The organism is Microbacterium sp. JZ70, assembly GCF_053903225.1.
The window spans coordinates 1,320,779-1,337,225 of sequence record NZ_CP096405.1 but is presented as its reverse complement, the minus strand read 5'-3'; the positions used below and the strand labels follow the sequence as shown (position 1 = coordinate 1,337,225).

Below are 16,447 nucleotides of genomic sequence, written 5' to 3'. Positions count from 1 at the left end.
GGCCAGTGGCGGCGCCGGTGGCGGCGCGGGTGTCGGAGCCCCGGCGTAGCCTCGGCGGGTGACGACACTGGCCGACCCGTGCGCCTTCTGCGGAGGGCGCGAGGGCGAGCGCGTCGGCGGATGGCCGCGGTGCGCACGGTGCGGATGGATCGTCGGCGACGCTCCCGACGCGGACCTCGCCCCGCCGCGCGTCGAGGTCGTCTACTACCTCCGCTACGCCGAGCGCGTGAAGATCGGGACGTCGACCGATCCCCGCCGCCGGCTCCGCGCCATCCGCCACGAGGAGCTGCTCGCGTTCGAGCAGGGCGGGAGGCCGGTCGAGCAGGCGCGGCACGCGCAGTTCGCGCACCTGCGCGAGGGCGGCGAGTGGTTCACGGCCGCGCCCGACCTGCTCGCGCACATCGCCTCGCTCGCCGACGGCGATCCGTGGCACCGGTACCTGCGCTGGCTCGCCGACGCGCATCGTCCCTGACCCCGCGAGAGGCCCTGCGGCACGAGACGCATCGCCCCGCGAGAGGATGGACGCATGGGACGCCAGCGGAGAGACGAGCGCGACGAGCCGCAGGCGCGTCTGTCGGACGGGTCGATCGCGCGGATCGCGCCGAGCGAGTTCGGCTCGGGCTGGGAGCTGATCGTCGACGGCACCCCGCAGTCGCACGTCGACCTCGACGATCCGACGCACCTGCACTTCGAGTACGTCGGGCGGATGGGCGCGGTCATCGACCAGCTGCCGCCCGGCCCGCTCACGGCCGTGCACCTCGGCGGCGGCGGCCTCACGATCCCGCGGTACATCGACGCGACGCGGCCGGGATCGCGGCAGCAGGTCGTCGAGCTCGAGCAGGCGCTCGTCGATCTCGTCCGCGCGCAGCTCCCGCTCCCCCGCGGCGCGGCCATCCGCATCCGGATCGGCGATGCGCGCGAGGGCCTCGGACGACTCCCCTCCGCCCTGACGGGGCAGGTCCACCTGCTCGTCTCCGACGTGTACTCGGGCGCGCAGACGCCTGCGCACCTCACGACGGTCGAGTTCTACCGCGCGGCCGCCGCCCTCCTCGCGCCGCGCGGCGTGCTGCTCGTCAACGTCGCGGATGGCGCGGGCCTCGCGTTCGCGCGGAGGCAGGTGGCGACCATCCGCGATGTGCTGCCGCACGTCGTCGTGCTCGCCGAGGTGCAGGTGCTCAAGGGCCGGCGCTTCGGCAACCTCGTCGTCGCGGCGTCGGCCGCACCCCTCCCGACCGAGTGGCTGCCGCGCCTCATGGCGGCCGGGCCGCACCCCGCGAAGGTCGCCGAGGGCCGCGAGATCGACGAGTTCGTGCGCGGCGCCATCCCCGCGACCGACGCGGATGCGACGGCCTCGCCCAAGCCGTCCGCGTCGCTCTTCGAGCGCTGATGCCGACGGGTTTCTTCCGATCCGCGATCGATCCGACCCGGCCCGGTGTGCCTGCCCGGCGGATGCGCGGACGCGTTGCACACTGGACAGGCGACTGCGCGGAAGGGAGTGGGAATTGAGCTACATCCACGGATACGATCCGGAGACCCTTCGTGAGGTCGTCGACCCCGCCGAGTGCCGCGAGCGCCTCGCGGAGATCGGCCCGCAGCGGAGCCTCCCCGCTCTGCTCGAGCGGGTGTGGCTGCTGAAGGTGCTCGGCGAGCTCGACGAGGCCCTCTCGATCTCGGAGCAGGCCGTCCGCGTCGCGCGGATGGCCGGAACCCGCAAGGACCTCCTGCGCGCCCGCGTGCTGCACGCGACGGTGCAGCAGTTCCGCGGCGCGTACGCGGCCGCCGAGTACGAGCTGTCGACCTGCATCGAGGAGGCCGAGGGCCAGGAGTGGGCGGGCATCGCCGCCTTCGCGCTCCAGCACCGCGGCAAGACGCGCTTCGACGCGGGTGACTTCGAGGGCGCCCGCCAGGACTTCAAGCGCGTGCTCTTCCTGCGCCAGGAGATGGGCGCCCCCGAGCAGCAGCTCGAGGCGACGATGTCGGCGATCGAGGCCGCCGAGCGCCGTCGCCCCCGCTCCGCCGTCGCGAGCTGACGGCTACCGCCGCGACACCTCCCGCCACAGCGCCGCCCAGTCCTCGGGCTGGAGATCGCGCGGGAGACGCGCCGCGTCGATGCCGCACGCCGCGAGCGCACGGCGCGCGCTGCGGCCATCCGCACCCGTCGCGCGGCGCAGGATCTCGGCCATCCCCCGCCCCTGGCCGGTGAAGGCGGAGCGCACGAAGCGCTCGTAGCCGCGCCGCTCCCGGGTCGGGACGAGCGGGGTCGGCCGGCGCGAGATCGTCAGGATGCCGCCGTCGACGCCGGGCACCGGGCGGAAGCCGCGCGCCGGAACGCGCCCGTGCAGCGCGAAGGCGAACCACGGCGCGGCCTGCGCCGTCATGAGGGTCGCGCCGCCGACGCCCGCCCGCTTGCGCGCGACCTCCCACTGAGTGAGGAGCACGGCGTCGGTCCAGCGCCGCGCGGCGAGGAGGTGACGCAGCAGGGGCGTCGTCAGGTGGAACGGCAGGTTGCCCACGACGACGTCGGCGTCGAGCGGATAGCCGAGCGCGTCGGCGCGGACGATCCGCACGCCCGGCAGGCGTCGGCGGAGCCCGCGCACCCGCGTCTCGTCGATCTCGAGCGCCGTGAGGTCACGCGGCAGCGTCGCAAGGCGGCGGGTGAGGGCGCCGTCTCCCGCGCCGATCTCGAGCACCGAACCGGTGGTGTCGGCGACGAGCGCGACGAGCCGGTCGATGGTGGGCTGGTGGATGAGGAAGTTCTGTCCGAGTTCATGGCGTCCGCCATGGATGGATCGGGGTCGCATGCGAGCGCTCCAGGGAAGGATTCGGAGCGCCCGGGCACGTCGGGCGTGAGCGAGGACGCGCGTCCGGGCGCGATGGCATCCGGAACGACGGCGCGGAGAAGGTCGACCTGCGAACGCGCCGTCAGGCGCGGCGGTCGCGGACGTAGACGCACGCCGTCAGCGCGCTGCACAGAGTCCCCATGCGCCCCAGTCTATGCATGTCTCGCTGTGGGCGGGAAAGACGGGCGGATGGCGGTGGGGCGTGAGACACGGGGGGTGTGGGGGCTTTGCGTGTCTCACTTTCGGCGGGAAAGACGGGCGGATAGCCGCAGCGGGCGAGACACGGGCGGTTGGGTGGGCGTTGCGTGTCTCACTTCTGGCGGGATAAGCCGCGGGATACCCGCACCAAGTGAGACACGGGCGGTTGGGGGGCGTTGCGTGTCTCACTCACGGCGGGAAAGACCGGCCGATACCCGCACTGATCGAGACGCGCTGGCCCTGCCGACGACACATGTCTCACCCTCGTCGAGATAAGCCGCGGGATACCCGCACCAGGTGAGACACGACGTGCCGTGTGCCGAGGCAGGTGACCCCGGCGAACCACGCGTGTCTCACGGCGGACCAGAAAGACCGGCGGATGGCCGCGCCGAGTGAGACATGGAAGCCCACGCCCCACGCCCACCTCGCCCACACGCCCCACGCCCCACGCCCCCCCGCGAAGCCCGCCCTCGCCCACCGGCCGCGCGCGACACACGCCCACCCGGCGGCGAGCGCTGGGCCGCGTTGTCGGCGGGGGCGCTTAGCCTCGAAGCGTGTCGGATCTGCAGCGCGTCACCCGATGGGCCGAAGCCCTCATCGCCCAGCACCTCGACGAGAGCTGGAGCTTCGCCTTCGACAACGCCAAGCGCCGAGCCGGCCAGTGCGACTTCTCACGCAAGCGGATCACCGTCTCGCGCTACCTCGCCGCACGGTACGACGACGACACGAACCACCAGACCCTGCTGCACGAGGTCGCGCACGCCCTCGCGGGGCGCGCCGCGGGGCACGGCAAGGCCTGGAAGCGCATCGCCCGCGACCTGGGCTACGTCGGCGGCACGACACACGACGGCGAGACGGCGACCGAGCTCGCGCCCTGGGTCGGCACGTGCCCGGGCGGCCACACGGTGTACCGGCATCGGCGCCCGGCGCGGGCGTCGTCGTGCGTGAAGTGCGCGCCGACGTTCGACCGGCGCTTCCTCTTCACGTGGGAGCGCCGCGAGATCACGCGCGCCGACCGCGTCGCCGCGATGACGCCGCGGTAAGACCCGGGGCCTCCTCACTCGACGCGCCGGTACTCCAGTTCGGGGCGCCCGCGGCCGCCGTGACGCGGCGAGCGCGCCACGACGCCCCCGTCGGCGAGGAACTCCAGGTACCGGCGCGCCGTCACCCGCGACAGTCCGAGCACGTCGGCCACCTCGGATGCCGAGAGCCCCTCGGCCGCGATGAGCTCCGTGACCGCGTCGAGCGTCTCCTGAGAGAGGCCCTTCGGCAGTCCGGGCAGGTTCGTCGTCCGCAGCGCCGCGAACGCGGTGTCCACCTCGCGCTGGCTGAGCGCCGACACGGGCGACCGCATCCGCTCGAAGTACTCGCGGTACGCCCGCAGCTTCGCCGCGAACACGTCGAACGTGAACGGCTTGATGAGGTACTGCACGACGCCGACGGCGACCGCCTGCCGCACCGCGCCGAGCTCGCGCACGGCCGTGACGGCGATGACGTCGATCGCGATCCCCGCCGCCCGCAGCTCGCGGCACAGCTCGAGCCCGTGGCCATCCGGCAGGTTGAGGTCGAGCAGCACGAGATGGATGCGATCGTCGGTCGCGTATGCATCGCGGATGGCCCGGCGCGCGGATGCCGCGGTGTGCGCGGTCCCGACGAGCGCGAATCCGTCGAGGCGGGCCAGGTACGCGCCGTGCGCCTGCGCCGTGCGGGGGTCGTCCTCGACGACGAGGACCCGGATCGGCGTCATGACCGCTCCCCCGCGGCCCCCGCGCCATCCGGCCGCGGCAGCGTCGCCGTGAAGACGGCTCCCCCGCCCGGAGCCTCGGCGACCTCGATGTCGCCGCCCAGCCCGCGCGCGGCCTGACGCGCGAGCGCGAGACCGTAGCCGTGGTCCTGCGCGTCGTCGGACTTCGTCGAGAACCCGCGCTCGAAGATGCGCTCGCGGTCGTCCTCCGCGACGCCGTCTCCGCTGTCGGTCACCTGGAACACGAGCGCATCGTCCTCCGTCTCGCCGAGATACACCTCCACCCAGGCATCGCGGACGCCCGTGCGTGCCGCCCGCCTCGCCGACGCCTCGATCGCGTTGTCGATGAGGTTGCCGAGGATGGTCACGACGTCGGCCGGCGGGAGGCCATGCGTTCCCGGGGCGAGGTGGGTCTCGAAGTGCATCTCCACGGCCCGCTCATGCGCCTGCGCGACCTTGCCGAGCACGAGCGCCGCGATGACCGGCTCATCCACGGCGTGCAGCACGCGGTCGGCCAGCCGCTGCCCGAGGTCGCGCTCCGACGCCGCGAACGCGAGCGCCTCGTCGGGTCGCCCGAGCTCGATGAGCGACGCGATCGCGTGCAGGCGGTTGTCGAACTCGTGCGCCTGCGCGCGCAGCGCATCGGAGATCGTCTTGACTGACGACAGCTCGCCGGCCATCCGCCGCAGCTCCGTGCGATCGCGGAGCGCGAGGATCTCCGCGCGACGGCCGCCGAGCTCGATCTCCGACCGGTCGACGACGAGCTCGCGCGCACCCACCCGGACGACGGCTCCGCCGTCTCGCCCGGTGAGCACGTCGCGCACCTCGGCCGGGAGGGCCGGGTCGTCGACCGCGAACGGCGGCTCCTCCGCGATCCCGAGCAGCACGCCCGCCTGGTCGTTCGCGAGCACGACGCGCGCCGCGCCATCCGATCGCGGGCGCTCGACGAGCAGCAGGCCCTCCTCGAGCGAGTGGAGCACCGCCTCGTGCGCGGCGAAGAGCCGCGCGAGCTCGTCGGGATCGCGGCCGTCGGTCACGCGGTAGAGGCGGCGGAACAGCAGGATGGTCGCGAGCGCTCCCAGCCCCACGACCGCGAGCGTGGCGAGGCCGACGAGCTGCAGACGCAGCAGGATGGACCCGGTCACGTTCTCGAGTGTCACGCCGGCCGAGACGAGGCCGACGATCTCGCCGTCGTCCGCGACGGGAGCGACCGCGCGCACCGAGGGCCCGAGCGTGCCGGAGTACACCTCGGTGAACGTCTCCCCCTCGAGGGCGGGCGCGATCGTGCCGATGAACGCGCCGCCGATCCGCGCGGGGTCGGCGTGCGTGTAGCGGGTGCGATCGGTGTCCATGATCGTCACGTACGAGACGCCCGTCGCGGCGATGATCCGCTCGACGTACGGCTGCAGCTCGGCCGACGCCGTCGCGACGGCGCCCTCCGGGTCGGCGCCGATGCGCTCGTGAGCGGCGGAGACGACCTCGATCACCGTCGGCTCGCTCGCGAGGGTGAGCACGAGGCTCGTCGAGCGCTCCTCGGCGTCCGCGTGCGCCGCGGTCTGCGCGTCCCACGCGAGCACGCCGAACACGATCGCCCCGCCGGCGAGCAGCACGGCTGTCTGCACGCCGAGCACCCACGCCGCCACGCTGCGTCGTCGTCCGCGCGCGCCGATCCCGGCGCCTCGTCGTGCCATCCCCCCATTGTGTCGGCCGCGCGCCCTCGCCATCCGCCTCTCGACGCGAACACTATGCACGCAAGTCGTCCGGGCCATCCGCCCCGGAACAGGATGAACCCCGCACGCCGGACCGCGAACCCGAGGCTCCGGTGCCCCGAAGGAGAGGACGCACCATGGCGACGACGCCACAGGCCGCGCAGCGCAGGCGCGGCATCGACAAGCAGCACTGGCTCTACATCGCGGTCATCATCGCCGTGGTCGCGGGCATCGCGGTCGGACTCATCTGGCCCGACTTCGGCGCATCGCTCGCCTGGATCGGCAAGGCCTTCGTCGGCCTCATCAAGATGATGATCGCGCCGGTGATCTTCTGCACGATCGTGCTCGGCATCGGCTCCATCGCGAAGGCCGCGACCGTCGGCAAGGTCGGCGGGCTCGCGCTCGGCTACTTCCTCGTGATGTCGACCTTCGCGCTGTTCATCGGCCTCGTGGTCGGCAACCTCATCCACCCCGGCGAGGGGCTCCAGCTCAGCAACCCGGGCTACGAGGTCGAGGGCGAGGCCGAGTCGACGACCGACTTCCTCATGGGCATCATCCCCGCGACGCTCTTCTCGCCGCTCACGGGCGAGTCGGTCCTGCAGGTGCTCTTCGTCTCGCTGCTCGTCGGCTTCGCCATCCAGCGCCTCGGCGCCAAGGGCGAGCGCATCCTCGAGGGCATCCGCCTCGTGCAGGCCGTCGTCTTCCGCGTGCTGACCATGATCCTCTGGGTCGCCCCGATCGGCGCCTTCGGCGCGATCGCCGGCGTCGTCGGCTCGACCGGATGGGGCGCCGTGCTCGCGCTCGGGACGCTGATGATCGGCTTCTACGTGACGTGCATCCTCTTCATCGGCGTCGTGCTCGCCGCCGTGCTGTGGTTCACCGCGCGCATCAACATCTTCTCCGTGATGAAGTACCTCGCCCGCGAGTACCTGCTCATCGTGAGCACGTCGTCGTCGGAGTCGGCCCTGCCCCGCCTCATCGCGAAGATGGAGCACCTCGGCGTCTCGAAGCCCGTCGCGGGCATCACGGTGCCCACCGGCTACTCGTTCAACCTCGACGGCACCGCGATCTACCTCACGATGGCGTCGCTGTTCATCGCCACCGCGATGGGCACGCCGCTGTCGATCTCGGAGCAGATCGGGCTGCTCGTCTTCATGATCATCGCGTCGAAGGGCGCCGCGGGCGTCACCGGCGCGGGGCTCGCCACCCTCGCGGGCGGCCTGCAGACCTACCGCCCCGACCTCGTCGACGGCGTCGGCATCATCACGGGAATCGACCGCTTCATGTCGGAGGCCCGCGCGCTCACGAACTTCACGGGCAACGCCGTCGCCTCGATCGTCATCGCGACGTGGACGCGCGAGTTCGACCGCGACCAGGCGCGCCAGGTGCTCCGCGGCGAGCGGCCGTTCGACGAGGAGACGATGACCGACGACCACGACGAGCCCGACTTCTCGAAGCTGCCGGAGCTCCCCGAGGACGGCCAGGGCCCGTCGCCCATCTCGCGCGTGATCCGCACCGACGAGGTGCGCGCCGGGCGGTAGTCCCGCTCATCCGCTGCGACGCGGCCCCGGTCGGATGGCCGGGGCCGCGTCGTGCGCGGCACCGCGCCACCCACCCCGCCCAGGTCGCAAAAACCGCCCCCAAAACGGCCCAATAGCGGCCGAAACCGCGACCTGAACAGGGGTCGACCCCGCCACCCGCCAGGTCGCAAAAACCGTCCCCAAACGGCCGAATAGCGGCCGAAACCGCGACCTGAACTGGGCCAGCCCCACAACCGAGCGCCGTCGAACCCCACCCACCCCGCCCAGGTCGCAAAAACCGTCCCCAAACGGCCGAATATCGACCGAAACTGCGACCTGAACAGCGCCGCACTCCCTCAGCCCAGGGCCGTGAACACCCCGTCCCGCAGCACGGGCACGACGTCGAGGTCGTCGATCGCCGCGGCGGGCTTCACGTCGGCGTGCCGTGGGTCGCCCTCGAGCTCCCGGCCCGAGCCGCTCGCGGTCAGCAGGTGCTTCACCGCGCGACGGAGCGCCCGGAACGACTCGGCCGGCACGACGGCCTCGGGCGAGGAGTGGTCGATGCCGAGGTCCGACAGCGCGGCGATCACGGCGCCCGCGCCGAGCTGGTCCTCGACCGCGAACCGCAGCCCGGCGCCATCCCTCTCGCCCGCCGCGATGACGGCGATGCTCGTTCGGGCGCCGCGGCGCTCCTGCTCGGCGAGCACGGCGCGGGCCACGGCCGCCGCGTTGCGCAGCGCACCGGCGAGCACGACCGGTGCGTGCTCCAGCCCAGCGGCGGCCTGCGCGACCGCGGCGCCGTTGATCGAGACGGCGTGCGCGTCGGCCAGCGCGACCTGCTCGCCGCGTGCGACCGCGGCGGCGACGTTCGAGGTGAAGCGGATGACATCGACCACGATCACGACGTCGGCGGGCGCGAGGCGCCGCAGCCCGTCGACTCCCCAGTCGAAGCGCACCTGATACGAGGACTGATCGAACGCGGAGGCCATCCCTCGATTCTCCCCGACCGTCTCGAGTGCTCGGCGCAAGCCCCTGGCGCGGGCGCGGCCGGATGCGGCATCGTGCTGAGGTGGAGACGACGATCGAGATCCGGCGAGCGCGACCCGACGACGCCCGAGGGCTCGCGGAGGTGCACATCCGCACCTGGCGCATCGCCTACGCACACCTCCTGCCGGCCGAGACGCTCTCGCGTCTGTCGGTGCCCGCACGAGCTCGGCGGTGGGAGCGCATCCTCCGGCAGAACCGCAATCCGACCTGGATCGCGCTCGAGGGGGCGCGCGTGCTCGGGTTCGCGTCGTCGGGCCCGGCCCGCGATCCCGAGCCGCCCGCCGAGCGGGAGCTGTACGCGCTCTACCTCGACCCCGATCGCCACGGCTCGGGCGTCGCCGACGCGCTGATCCGCGAGGCGATCGGCGATCGCCCCGCCTACCTGTGGGTGCTCGCGGGCAACGCCCGGGCCATCCGCTTCTACGAGAAGCACGGCTTCGCGCTCGACGGCGTCGAGCGCGTCGAGGACGCGGCCGACGGCACGCCGCTCCCCGAGCTGCGGATGGCCAGGGACGCCGGATCGGACGTCAGCGCCCGGAGGTGACGCCGTCGAGGAGCGCGAGCTCGTCGTCGGCGAGGCGGATGGCGCCGGCCGCGACGTTCTCCTCGAGGTGCCCGAGGTCGCCCGTGCCCGGGATCGCGAGGACGTTCGGCGCGCGGTGGAGCGTCCAGGCGAGCCGGATCTGCGCGGGGGTCGCCCCGTGCGCCTCCGCGACCGCCGCGACCTCGGCAGCGCCGGTGTCGTCGTGGCCGCCGCCCGGCAGCGCGCCCGGCACCGCCGCCCCCATCGCGAAGAACGGGACGAACGCGATGCCGCGCTCGCGCGCGAGCTCGAGCACGTCGTCGTCCGCCCGGTCGGCGAGCCCGTAGCGGTTCTGCACGCAGACGACCGGCGCGACCTCCAGGGCCTCGCGCAGCTGCCCGGCCGTGACGTTCGAGACGCCGATGCTGCGGAGCAGACCCGCGCCCTGCAGCTCGACGAGGGCGCCGAGGTGGTCGGCGAGGGACCCCTCCTCCTTCCCCAGGCCGGCGCCCCAGCGCAGGTTGACGAGGTCGAGCTGCTCGACCCCCAGCTGGCGGATGTTCTCCTCGACCTGCGCGCGGAGCTGGTCGGGTCGCGCGTAGGGCTCGAACTCGCCCTCGCGGCTGCGGGAGGCTCCGACCTTCGTCGCGAGGACGAGCTCGTCGCCGTAGGGCTGGAGCGCCGTCGCGATCAGCTCGTTGGCGGATCGCGTCGCGAAGAAGTAGAAGGCCGCCGTGTCGATGTGGTTCACGCCGAGCTCGACGGCGCGGCGCAGCACCGCGATGGCGTCGGAGCGGTCGCGCGGCTTCGGGTCCCATGGCATGCCGGTCAGGCGCATCGCGCCGAAGCCGAGGCGGTTGACCGTGCGGTCGCCGAGCTGCCAGGTGCCGGAGAGAGCTGCGGAGGGGCGAGGGTGTCATTCTGTGCGGTCATACCCTCAGCGTGCGACGGCCGCGACGGGAATCCGCTCCCGTGGCAGGTTGTTGCCACGAGAGGCTGCGGCACGCGGCCGCTGACGAGCATGGAGGGCACGCCGACCATGACCCAGACCGACGAGAGCGTGACCGTCGTGCGCGGCGAGGCCGAGGTGATGCGCCGGACCGCCCACCTGTTCGCGACCGCGCGCGAGATCACGTGCGCCGCCAACGAGCTCGCGAGCTGGCGCTGGGAGGCGGATGGTCCCGCCGCGATGCCCGAGCCGGCTCGCGATGCGAGGGTGCGGAAGGTCTTCCGCAGCGGCGCCCTCCTCGACCCGGGCTGGGCGCAGCGGATGGCCGCGATCCGGCACCACCCCGCTGTGTCGATCCGCGTGACATCCGACGAGGTGAACGAGACGATCATCCTCGACCGGCGCGTGGCCATCCTCGCGGGAGACCGGCGCGCCGGGGTGCGCAGCTACAGCATCCTCACGCAGCGCGACGCGGTGCAGGGGGTCACGTCGCTGTTCGAGGCCGCGTGGCGCGCTTCGACCGACCTCGATGTGCACGATGCGGCGAGCGCCGAGATCCGCGAGCTCGCCCCGCAGGTGCTGGACCTGCTCAGCCAGGGTGTGAAGGACGAGTCGGCCGCGCGCGCCCTCGGGCTCAGCGTGCGCACCTACCGCCGTCGCGTGGCCGAGCTCATGGAGGCGCTCGGCGCGGAGTCGCGCTTCCAGGCCGGCGTGCGCGCCCGCGAACTCGGACTCGTCTAGCCTCCGCCGCCGCGGCGCCGTGGTGCGACACTGGAGCATGCGGATCCTGCAGAAGCTCGTCCTCGACTGCGACGCCGACGCCGCCTGGCGTGCGCTGCACTCGCCCGCCGTGCTCGCGGAGCTCTACGGCCCGATCGTGCGCATGCGGCCGCTCGGCGCCGATCCGATGCCGCTCCAGTGGGAGTCGGGGTCGGACGCGGCCGTCCAGCTCGACACGGGGGCCATCCCGCTCGGCTCTCAGCTCATCGCGACCGTCGACCGCGAGAAGGAGGGCGGCGCCGTCCGAATCCTCCGCGACGTGGGGATGCCGCTCACCGGTCCCCTCGGGTCGCTCGACGTCTGGGACCACCAGATGGCGGTCTCGGCGACGGCGGATGGCCGGACGCTGTGGCGCGAGCGGCTCACGATCGGCGGTCCGACCGCTCCCCTGCTCTGGCTGCCGCTGTGGGCCATGTGGCAGGTGCGCGGCGTCCGCCTGCGGAAGCTCGCCCGCACGTGGGCGTTCGATCCCGAGGCGGACGCGGCCGAGGCCGGCTGAGCTCCCGTCAGTCGGCGGCCAGCGCCTCGACGGGTGCGATGCTCGTGGCCAGTCGCGTCGGCGTGACCGCCGCGACCACGGTGAGCACGGCCATCGCGGCGACGATCGCGAGCACGGGCGCCCACGGCACAGCGGGCAGGACGAGCGAGCCGGCCGGGCCGCCAGGGTACGCCGGCACCGACCCGAGCAGCGACTGCGCCCCGGCCCATCCGTAGGCGATCCCGAGCACGAGGCCCGTGACGAGCGAGGCGAGCGTGATGTGCGTCGCCTCGAGGAGCACCATCGCGCGCACCTGGCGCCCGGAGAGGCCGAGCGAGCGCAGCAGGCCGAGCTCGCGACGCCGCTGCACGACGCCGATCGTGAGGAGGTTCACGAGACCGACCGCCGCGATGACGGCCGACACCGCGACGAGCCCCATCATGATGTTCGCGAAGGTGTCCATGATCACCGAGAACTCGCTGTCGAGCTCGCCGCCCGCATTCGCCGTGAGCACCGCCTTGGCGGTCTCGGTCGCGACGGCGAACATCGTCACGAGCGTCACGCCCATGACCACGCCGATCGACATGCGGCTCGAGCGCTCCGGATGACGCAGCGCGTTCTCGGACGCGAGCACCGCGGTCGCCGACCTGCCGAACCAGCGCCCGACCATCCGAAGCACGGGAGGCATGACCGTCGTCGCGCCGAGGACGAGTCCCGTGAACGAGAGGAGCCCGCCCGCGAAGGCCGGGAGGACGCCGAGCGGCGTCACGAACCCGCCCACGACGCCGACCCCGAGGAGCACGGCGCCGATCGCGAAGAGCACGATCGCGAGCACGTTGCGCGCGGGGCGCTGCGAGACCGCGTCGTGGGTCCGCTCGACGGACCCGCCGAGCGCCTGGAGCGGCGTGACGGTGAGCACGCGACGCGAGCCGACCCACGCCGCCGCCCACGTCGTGAGCACGACGATGGCCGCGGGGAGCACGAGCACGGGCTGCGCGACGACGTAGCCGTGCCCTGCGACGCCGAGCAGGCGATCGCCCAGCGCCGTTCCCGCGTAGGAGAGCCCCACACCCGCAGCGAGCCCGATGAGGGCGCCGATCGCGCCGACGACGAGGCCCTGGCGGCCGACCTCGGAGCGCTGCGAGCGCGCGGACGCGCCGATGAGGCGCATGAGGGCGATTCGGCGCACGCGACCCGCGACGATCGTCGAGAACGTGTTGGCCGTCACGATCGCGGCGACGTACATCGCGACCGCGGTGAGGAGCACGCTGAGGATGGCGACGACGATCGCGAGCGTCTCGGAGTCGCCGATGTACGGGTCGTTCTGCAGGACGGCGCCGATGTAGCCGGTCGTCGTCACGAGGGTCACGCCGAACGCCGCCGACAGCGCAGCGACGAGCACGCTCGCGCCCATGCCGCGCTCGCGCAGGAAGGCGAGCCGAGCGGATGGCCGGACAGCGGCCATCCGGTCAGGTGCCGCGGCGACCGCGGTCATCGCGCGGCTCCCGCCGTGGGGATGGCCGACGTCGCGGGAGCCGTCTCCGCCGCGAGCATGTGCGCCGAGATCTGCTCGGCTGTCTGCCGCGGCTTGTCGGCGACGATGCGGCCGTCGCCGAGGAAGAGCACGCGGTCGGCGTAGCTCGCGGCGAACGGATCGTGCGTCACCATCGCGATGCTCTGGCCGTGCTCGCGGCTCGCGGCGGCAAGAAGGGCGAGCACCTCGCGCCCCGTGCGGGAGTCGAGGTTGCCGGTGGGCTCGTCGGCGAAGAGCAGGTCGGGGGCCGTCGCGAGCGCCCGTGCGATCGCGACGCGCTGCTGCTGCCCGCCGCTCAGCTCGTGCGGCTTGTGGCGCAGGCGCGGCGCGAGGCCGAGCGTCTCGATGAGCCCGTCGATGCGCGCGCGCTCGGCGCTCGACGGCTTGCGGCCATCCAGGTCGAACGGGAGCTGGATGTTGGCCTGCACATCGAGCGTCGGCACGAGGTTGAACGCCTGGAAGACGAATCCCACGCGGCGCCGACGGAGGATCGTCAGCTCCTCGTCGCGCATCCCCGTGATCTCGGTGTCGCCGATCCAGACGCGTCCGCTCGACGGCGCGTCGAGCCCCGCCATGATGTGCATGAGCGTGGACTTTCCCGAGCCGGACGGCCCCATGATGGCGGTGAACTGGCCGCGTCGGATGCCGACGCTGACGCCGTCGAGAGCACGGACGCCGTTCTCGCCGGCGCCGTACTGCTTGGTGAGCTGCTGCACGCGCGCGGCGAGCCCCATGTCGGTGGTCGTGATCTCCATGCCTACGACGCTAGGAACCGACCCCTGTCGCGGTCATCGCCCGCCCGGCTCATCCCGCTACATCGCGAGGATGATCCCGCGCGCCTCAGGAGATGACGCGGACATTCAGGCCAGGCCGTGCTCGAACGCGAAGACGACGAGCTGCACGCGGTCGCGCAGGGCGAGCTTCGTGAGGATGCGGCTGATGTGCGTCTTCACGGTCGCCTCGCTGAGGAACTCGCGCTGGGCGATCTCGGCGTTGCTGAGCCCGCGGGCGGCGAGCGCGAAGATCTCCTTCTCGCGGTCGGTCAGCTCGCCGAACGCGGGCGGCGCCGGCCGCGGTGCCTCCGCGAAGTGCGCGAAGAGCTCCCGTGTCGCGGATGCCGCGATGACCGACGACCCGGCATGGACGGTGCGGATCGCCGCAAGGAGGAACTCGGGGTCGGCGTCCTTCAGCAGGAAGCCGCTCGCCCCTTCCCGGATCGCGCGCGCCGCGGCCTCGTCGAGGTCGAATGTCGTGAGCATGACGACCTTGGGCGGGTCGGGCTCGGCGAGGAGGTGCGAGGTCGCGGCGAGGCCGTCCATGACGGGCATGCGGATGTCCATGAGGACGACATCGGGACGGGTCGCCCGCACGACGGCGATCGCCTCCTGCCCGTCGCCCGCCTCGCCGACGACCTCGAGGTCGGGCTGCGACGCCACGACCATCCGGATCCCGGCGCGGAACAGCGCCTGGTCATCCACGAGCACGACCCTGATCATCCGTCTCCCCTTCGTCGCTCCACTCTTTCACGCACCCGCACGTGTCTCACTTTCCCCGGCTTTCCCAGCGCCATACCCGCACGAAACGAGACATGCTCGCCGGGGCGCGCCGGGCCCGCCGGGTCATACGGGAAGCGTCGCCTGCACGACCCAGTCGGCGCCCTGCGGGCCGGCATCGAACCGGCCGCCGACGAGCTCGGCGCGCTCGCGCATGCCGATGAGCCCGTGGCCCGCCGACTGCACGGGCGGAGCGTGGAGCACCTTCGTCCGCGCCGTCGTGACCGGCACCGGACGCGTGTCCGACGAGACCCTCCGGTTGCGCACCGACAGCGCGACGCTTCCCGGCAGCCACGCGAGATGGACGTGCACGGGCCCGCCGTCGCCGTGCCGCATCGCGTTCGTCGTCGCCTCCTGCAGGATGCGGTAGACCGCGAGCTGCACGGACGCGGGCGGCTCGCCGGGCGGAGCGGGGTCGACCGTCACCCGGAGGTCGACGCCCGCGGCGCGCACGTGCGCGTAGAGCTGCTCGAGGTCGGCGATCGTCGGCTGCGGCCCCTCGGCCTGCCGATGCCGCAGCTGGGTCAGGAGCATCCGCACATCCGACAGCGCGGAGCGCGCCGTCTGACTGATCGTCGCGAGCGCCTGGGTCGCGGCCTCGGGGTCCGCGGCGGCCGCGTACCGGGCGCCGTCGGCCTGCGCGATGACCACCGCGAGCGAGTGCGCGACGACGTCGTGCATGTCGCGCGCGATGCGCCCGCGCTCCTCCTCCGCCGTGGCCCGCTCCTCGGCGAGCAGCTGCGCGCGCCGCGTCTCGCGGTTTCGGATGACGACGCGGAAGAGGGCGCCGAGCGTCCAGGCCAGAAGCAGGCTGAAGAGCGCCGCGCCGAACACGAGCATGAGCGACAGCACCGCCTGCAGCGGCGAGCTCGCTCCCCCGACGTATCCGACGTAGCCGATGCCCGCGATCGCGGGGCCGAAGACGAACAGGTACAGCGCGACGCAGAGCGCCCCCGCGCACGCCGAGGCGAAGCCCACCCAGAAGACGACGCGCGATCCGTAGGCGGCGACCGCGAAGAGCACGACGAAGATCGCGACGTTCGCCGCCATCGGCTGCTGCCCCGTGCCCATCTGCACGAACGCGCCGATCCACGCGACCGCGAGCGACAGCGCCGGTGCGCAGCGGCTCAGCATGAGCGCGGTCGTCATGAGCGCGAGCGTCGCGGCGCCCCCGATCCACGAGAAGCCGTCGTCGTAGGTCGGCAGCAGCACGGCCGCGAAGAGGAGGAAGAACGCGCCCGTGAAGCCGTCGAGGATCCACTGCGCCGCCGATACGCGTCGGAAGAGCCCCCGCCACCGTGTGCGCAGGGGCGTGCTCGTGCTCGTTCCGGCGCCGTCCATCCCCTCCACGGTACGGGCCGGCGCGCGGCGCGGCATCCGCCGTGCGGCGTATCCGCCATCCGTCGCGAGTCGCACGGCTGAGCGGATGGCCGCGCTGAGGCCCCGAGGACGACCTGCGTTGCGTCATGTGACGCTCTGTTTCGCCGCGTGTGACGGTCTGTTGCGCAGGCGCGCGAGCCCCTCACCCTCCGCTCCCTAAGCTCGACCCACATCGAGCGAGCGGGAGACGAG

Annotated in this window: 17 protein-coding genes; 8 read left to right on the top strand and 9 right to left on the bottom strand. The window is 73.0% G+C overall.

The window, feature by feature from the left end; genetic code table 11:
• Positions 1–58: 58 nt before the first annotated feature.
• The 3 genes from M1D46_RS06015 (at position 59) to M1D46_RS06005 (ending at position 2,030) form a co-directional block, all read left to right on the top strand.
• Positions 59–472 carry a GIY-YIG nuclease family protein gene (locus tag M1D46_RS06015; protein ID WP_456286931.1) on the top strand — a complete coding sequence of 138 codons (414 nt, stop codon included), beginning with the start codon at positions 59–61 and terminating at the stop codon, positions 470–472.
• A gap of 54 nt (positions 473–526) precedes the next feature.
• On the top strand, positions 527–1,387 hold the full coding sequence (locus M1D46_RS06010) for a spermidine synthase (protein WP_456286930.1): 861 nt from the start codon (positions 527–529) through the stop codon (positions 1,385–1,387).
• A 115-nt stretch (positions 1,388–1,502) separates the two neighbouring features.
• Complete coding sequence (locus tag M1D46_RS06005; RefSeq protein WP_271174454.1) at positions 1,503–2,030, top strand: hypothetical protein; 528 nt, start codon at positions 1,503–1,505, stop codon at positions 2,028–2,030.
• A 3-nt stretch (positions 2,031–2,033) separates the two neighbouring features.
• Here the strand turns inward: M1D46_RS06005 and erm are convergent, their stop codons facing one another.
• Positions 2,034–2,801 (bottom strand): 23S ribosomal RNA methyltransferase Erm, encoded by a 768-nt coding sequence (gene erm / locus M1D46_RS06000; RefSeq protein ID WP_456286929.1) that lies wholly within the window; start codon positions 2,799–2,801, stop codon positions 2,034–2,036.
• A 791-nt stretch (positions 2,802–3,592) separates the two neighbouring features.
• Here erm and M1D46_RS05995 point away from each other — a divergent pair.
• Positions 3,593–4,081 carry a SprT-like domain-containing protein gene (locus M1D46_RS05995; protein ID WP_271174452.1) on the top strand — a complete coding sequence of 163 codons (489 nt, stop codon included), beginning with the start codon at positions 3,593–3,595 and terminating at the stop codon, positions 4,079–4,081.
• 14 nt (positions 4,082–4,095) lie between these two features.
• On the opposite strand, the gene M1D46_RS05990 is transcribed toward M1D46_RS05995, so the two are convergent.
• Together M1D46_RS05990 and M1D46_RS05985 are read right to left on the bottom strand one after the other, a co-directional pair.
• The gene (locus M1D46_RS05990; protein WP_324012352.1) at positions 4,096–4,785 is read right to left on the bottom strand and encodes a response regulator; all 690 of its coding nucleotides are present in this window, start codon (positions 4,783–4,785) and stop codon (positions 4,096–4,098) included.
• The gene (locus M1D46_RS05985) at positions 4,782–6,473 is read right to left on the bottom strand and encodes a sensor histidine kinase (protein WP_324012355.1); all 1,692 of its coding nucleotides are present in this window, start codon (positions 6,471–6,473) and stop codon (positions 4,782–4,784) included. The genes M1D46_RS05990 and M1D46_RS05985 overlap by 4 nt, the downstream gene beginning before the upstream one ends.
• Positions 6,474–6,628: 155 nt before the next feature.
• On the opposite strand from M1D46_RS05985, the gene M1D46_RS05980 reads away from it, so the two are divergent.
• The gene (locus tag M1D46_RS05980) at positions 6,629–8,032 is read left to right on the top strand and encodes a cation:dicarboxylate symporter family transporter (protein WP_282980209.1); all 1,404 of its coding nucleotides are present in this window, start codon (positions 6,629–6,631) and stop codon (positions 8,030–8,032) included.
• 335 nt (positions 8,033–8,367) lie between these two features.
• Here the strand turns inward: M1D46_RS05980 and M1D46_RS05975 are convergent, their stop codons facing one another.
• A complete protein-coding gene (locus M1D46_RS05975) occupies positions 8,368–9,000 on the bottom strand; it encodes a 2-phosphosulfolactate phosphatase (RefSeq protein ID WP_455968864.1) in 633 nt (210 codons plus the stop codon).
• An 80-nt stretch (positions 9,001–9,080) separates the two neighbouring features.
• On the opposite strand from M1D46_RS05975, the gene M1D46_RS05970 reads away from it, so the two are divergent.
• Positions 9,081–9,602, top strand: a complete 522-nt coding sequence (locus tag M1D46_RS05970) for a GNAT family N-acetyltransferase (RefSeq protein ID WP_421074660.1) — start codon at positions 9,081–9,083, stop codon at positions 9,600–9,602.
• Here the strand turns inward: M1D46_RS05970 and M1D46_RS05965 are convergent.
• Entirely contained in the window at positions 9,586–10,419 is an 834-nt protein-coding gene (locus M1D46_RS05965) for an aldo/keto reductase (RefSeq protein WP_456286928.1), read from the bottom strand. The genes M1D46_RS05970 and M1D46_RS05965 overlap by 17 nt on opposite strands.
• 201 nt (positions 10,420–10,620) lie before the next feature.
• Here M1D46_RS05965 and M1D46_RS05960 point away from each other — a divergent pair, with 201 nt between their 5' ends.
• Together M1D46_RS05960 and M1D46_RS05955 are read left to right on the top strand one after the other, a co-directional pair.
• Positions 10,621–11,271 carry a DNA-binding response regulator gene (locus M1D46_RS05960; protein WP_456286927.1) on the top strand — a complete coding sequence of 217 codons (651 nt, stop codon included), beginning with the start codon at positions 10,621–10,623 and terminating at the stop codon, positions 11,269–11,271.
• A gap of 37 nt (positions 11,272–11,308) precedes the next feature.
• Positions 11,309–11,809, top strand: a complete 501-nt coding sequence (locus M1D46_RS05955; protein WP_271174438.1) for a hypothetical protein — start codon at positions 11,309–11,311, stop codon at positions 11,807–11,809.
• A gap of 7 nt (positions 11,810–11,816) precedes the next feature.
• Here the strand turns inward: M1D46_RS05955 and M1D46_RS05950 are convergent, their stop codons facing one another.
• The 4 genes from M1D46_RS05950 to M1D46_RS05935 all read right to left on the bottom strand — a co-directional run bounded on the left by M1D46_RS05950 (position 11,817) and on the right by M1D46_RS05935 (position 16,216).
• Positions 11,817–13,283: an FtsX-like permease family protein gene (locus M1D46_RS05950; RefSeq protein ID WP_456286926.1), complete on the bottom strand. Its 1,467-nt coding sequence runs from the start codon at positions 13,281–13,283 to the stop codon at positions 11,817–11,819.
• On the bottom strand, positions 13,280–14,077 hold the full coding sequence (locus tag M1D46_RS05945) for an ABC transporter ATP-binding protein (protein WP_456286925.1): 798 nt from the start codon (positions 14,075–14,077) through the stop codon (positions 13,280–13,282). Before M1D46_RS05945 ends, M1D46_RS05950 begins: the two co-directional genes overlap by 4 nt.
• A 105-nt stretch (positions 14,078–14,182) precedes the next feature.
• Positions 14,183–14,818, bottom strand: a complete 636-nt coding sequence (locus tag M1D46_RS05940; protein WP_271174433.1) for a response regulator — start codon at positions 14,816–14,818, stop codon at positions 14,183–14,185.
• Between the two features lie 123 nt (positions 14,819–14,941).
• Positions 14,942–16,216, bottom strand: a complete 1,275-nt coding sequence (locus tag M1D46_RS05935) for a sensor histidine kinase (protein WP_282980193.1) — start codon at positions 16,214–16,216, stop codon at positions 14,942–14,944.
• Positions 16,217–16,447: the final 231 nt, after the last annotated feature.

Bases quoted from the DNA above. Each gene is read 5' to 3' on its own strand.
- M1D46_RS06010 (WP_456286930.1), top strand. From the start codon at position 527: ATGGGACGCCAGCGGAGAGACGAGCGCGACGAGCCGCAGGCGCGTCTG.
- M1D46_RS05955 (WP_271174438.1), top strand. From the start codon at position 11,309: ATGCGGATCCTGCAGAAGCTCGTCCTCGACTGCGACGCCGACGCCGCC.
- M1D46_RS05940 (WP_271174433.1), bottom strand. From the start codon at position 14,818: ATGATCAGGGTCGTGCTCGTGGATGACCAGGCGCTGTTCCGCGCCGGG.
- M1D46_RS05990 (WP_324012352.1), bottom strand. From the start codon at position 4,785: ATGACGCCGATCCGGGTCCTCGTCGTCGAGGACGACCCCCGCACGGCG.
- M1D46_RS05985 (WP_324012355.1), bottom strand. From the start codon at position 6,473: ATGGCACGACGAGGCGCCGGGATCGGCGCGCGCGGACGACGACGCAGC.
- M1D46_RS05965 (WP_456286928.1), bottom strand. From the start codon at position 10,419: ATGCGCCTGACCGGCATGCCATGGGACCCGAAGCCGCGCGACCGCTCC.
- erm (WP_456286929.1), bottom strand. From the start codon at position 2,801: ATGCGACCCCGATCCATCCATGGCGGACGCCATGAACTCGGACAGAAC.
- M1D46_RS05950 (WP_456286926.1), bottom strand. From the start codon at position 13,283: ATGACCGCGGTCGCCGCGGCACCTGACCGGATGGCCGCTGTCCGGCCA.
- M1D46_RS05975 (WP_455968864.1), bottom strand. From the start codon at position 9,000: ATGGCCTCCGCGTTCGATCAGTCCTCGTATCAGGTGCGCTTCGACTGG.
- M1D46_RS05945 (WP_456286925.1), bottom strand. From the start codon at position 14,077: ATGGAGATCACGACCACCGACATGGGGCTCGCCGCGCGCGTGCAGCAG.
- M1D46_RS05980 (WP_282980209.1), top strand. From the start codon at position 6,629: ATGGCGACGACGCCACAGGCCGCGCAGCGCAGGCGCGGCATCGACAAG.
- M1D46_RS05935 (WP_282980193.1), bottom strand. From the start codon at position 16,216: ATGGACGGCGCCGGAACGAGCACGAGCACGCCCCTGCGCACACGGTGG.
- M1D46_RS05960 (WP_456286927.1), top strand. From the start codon at position 10,621: ATGACCCAGACCGACGAGAGCGTGACCGTCGTGCGCGGCGAGGCCGAG.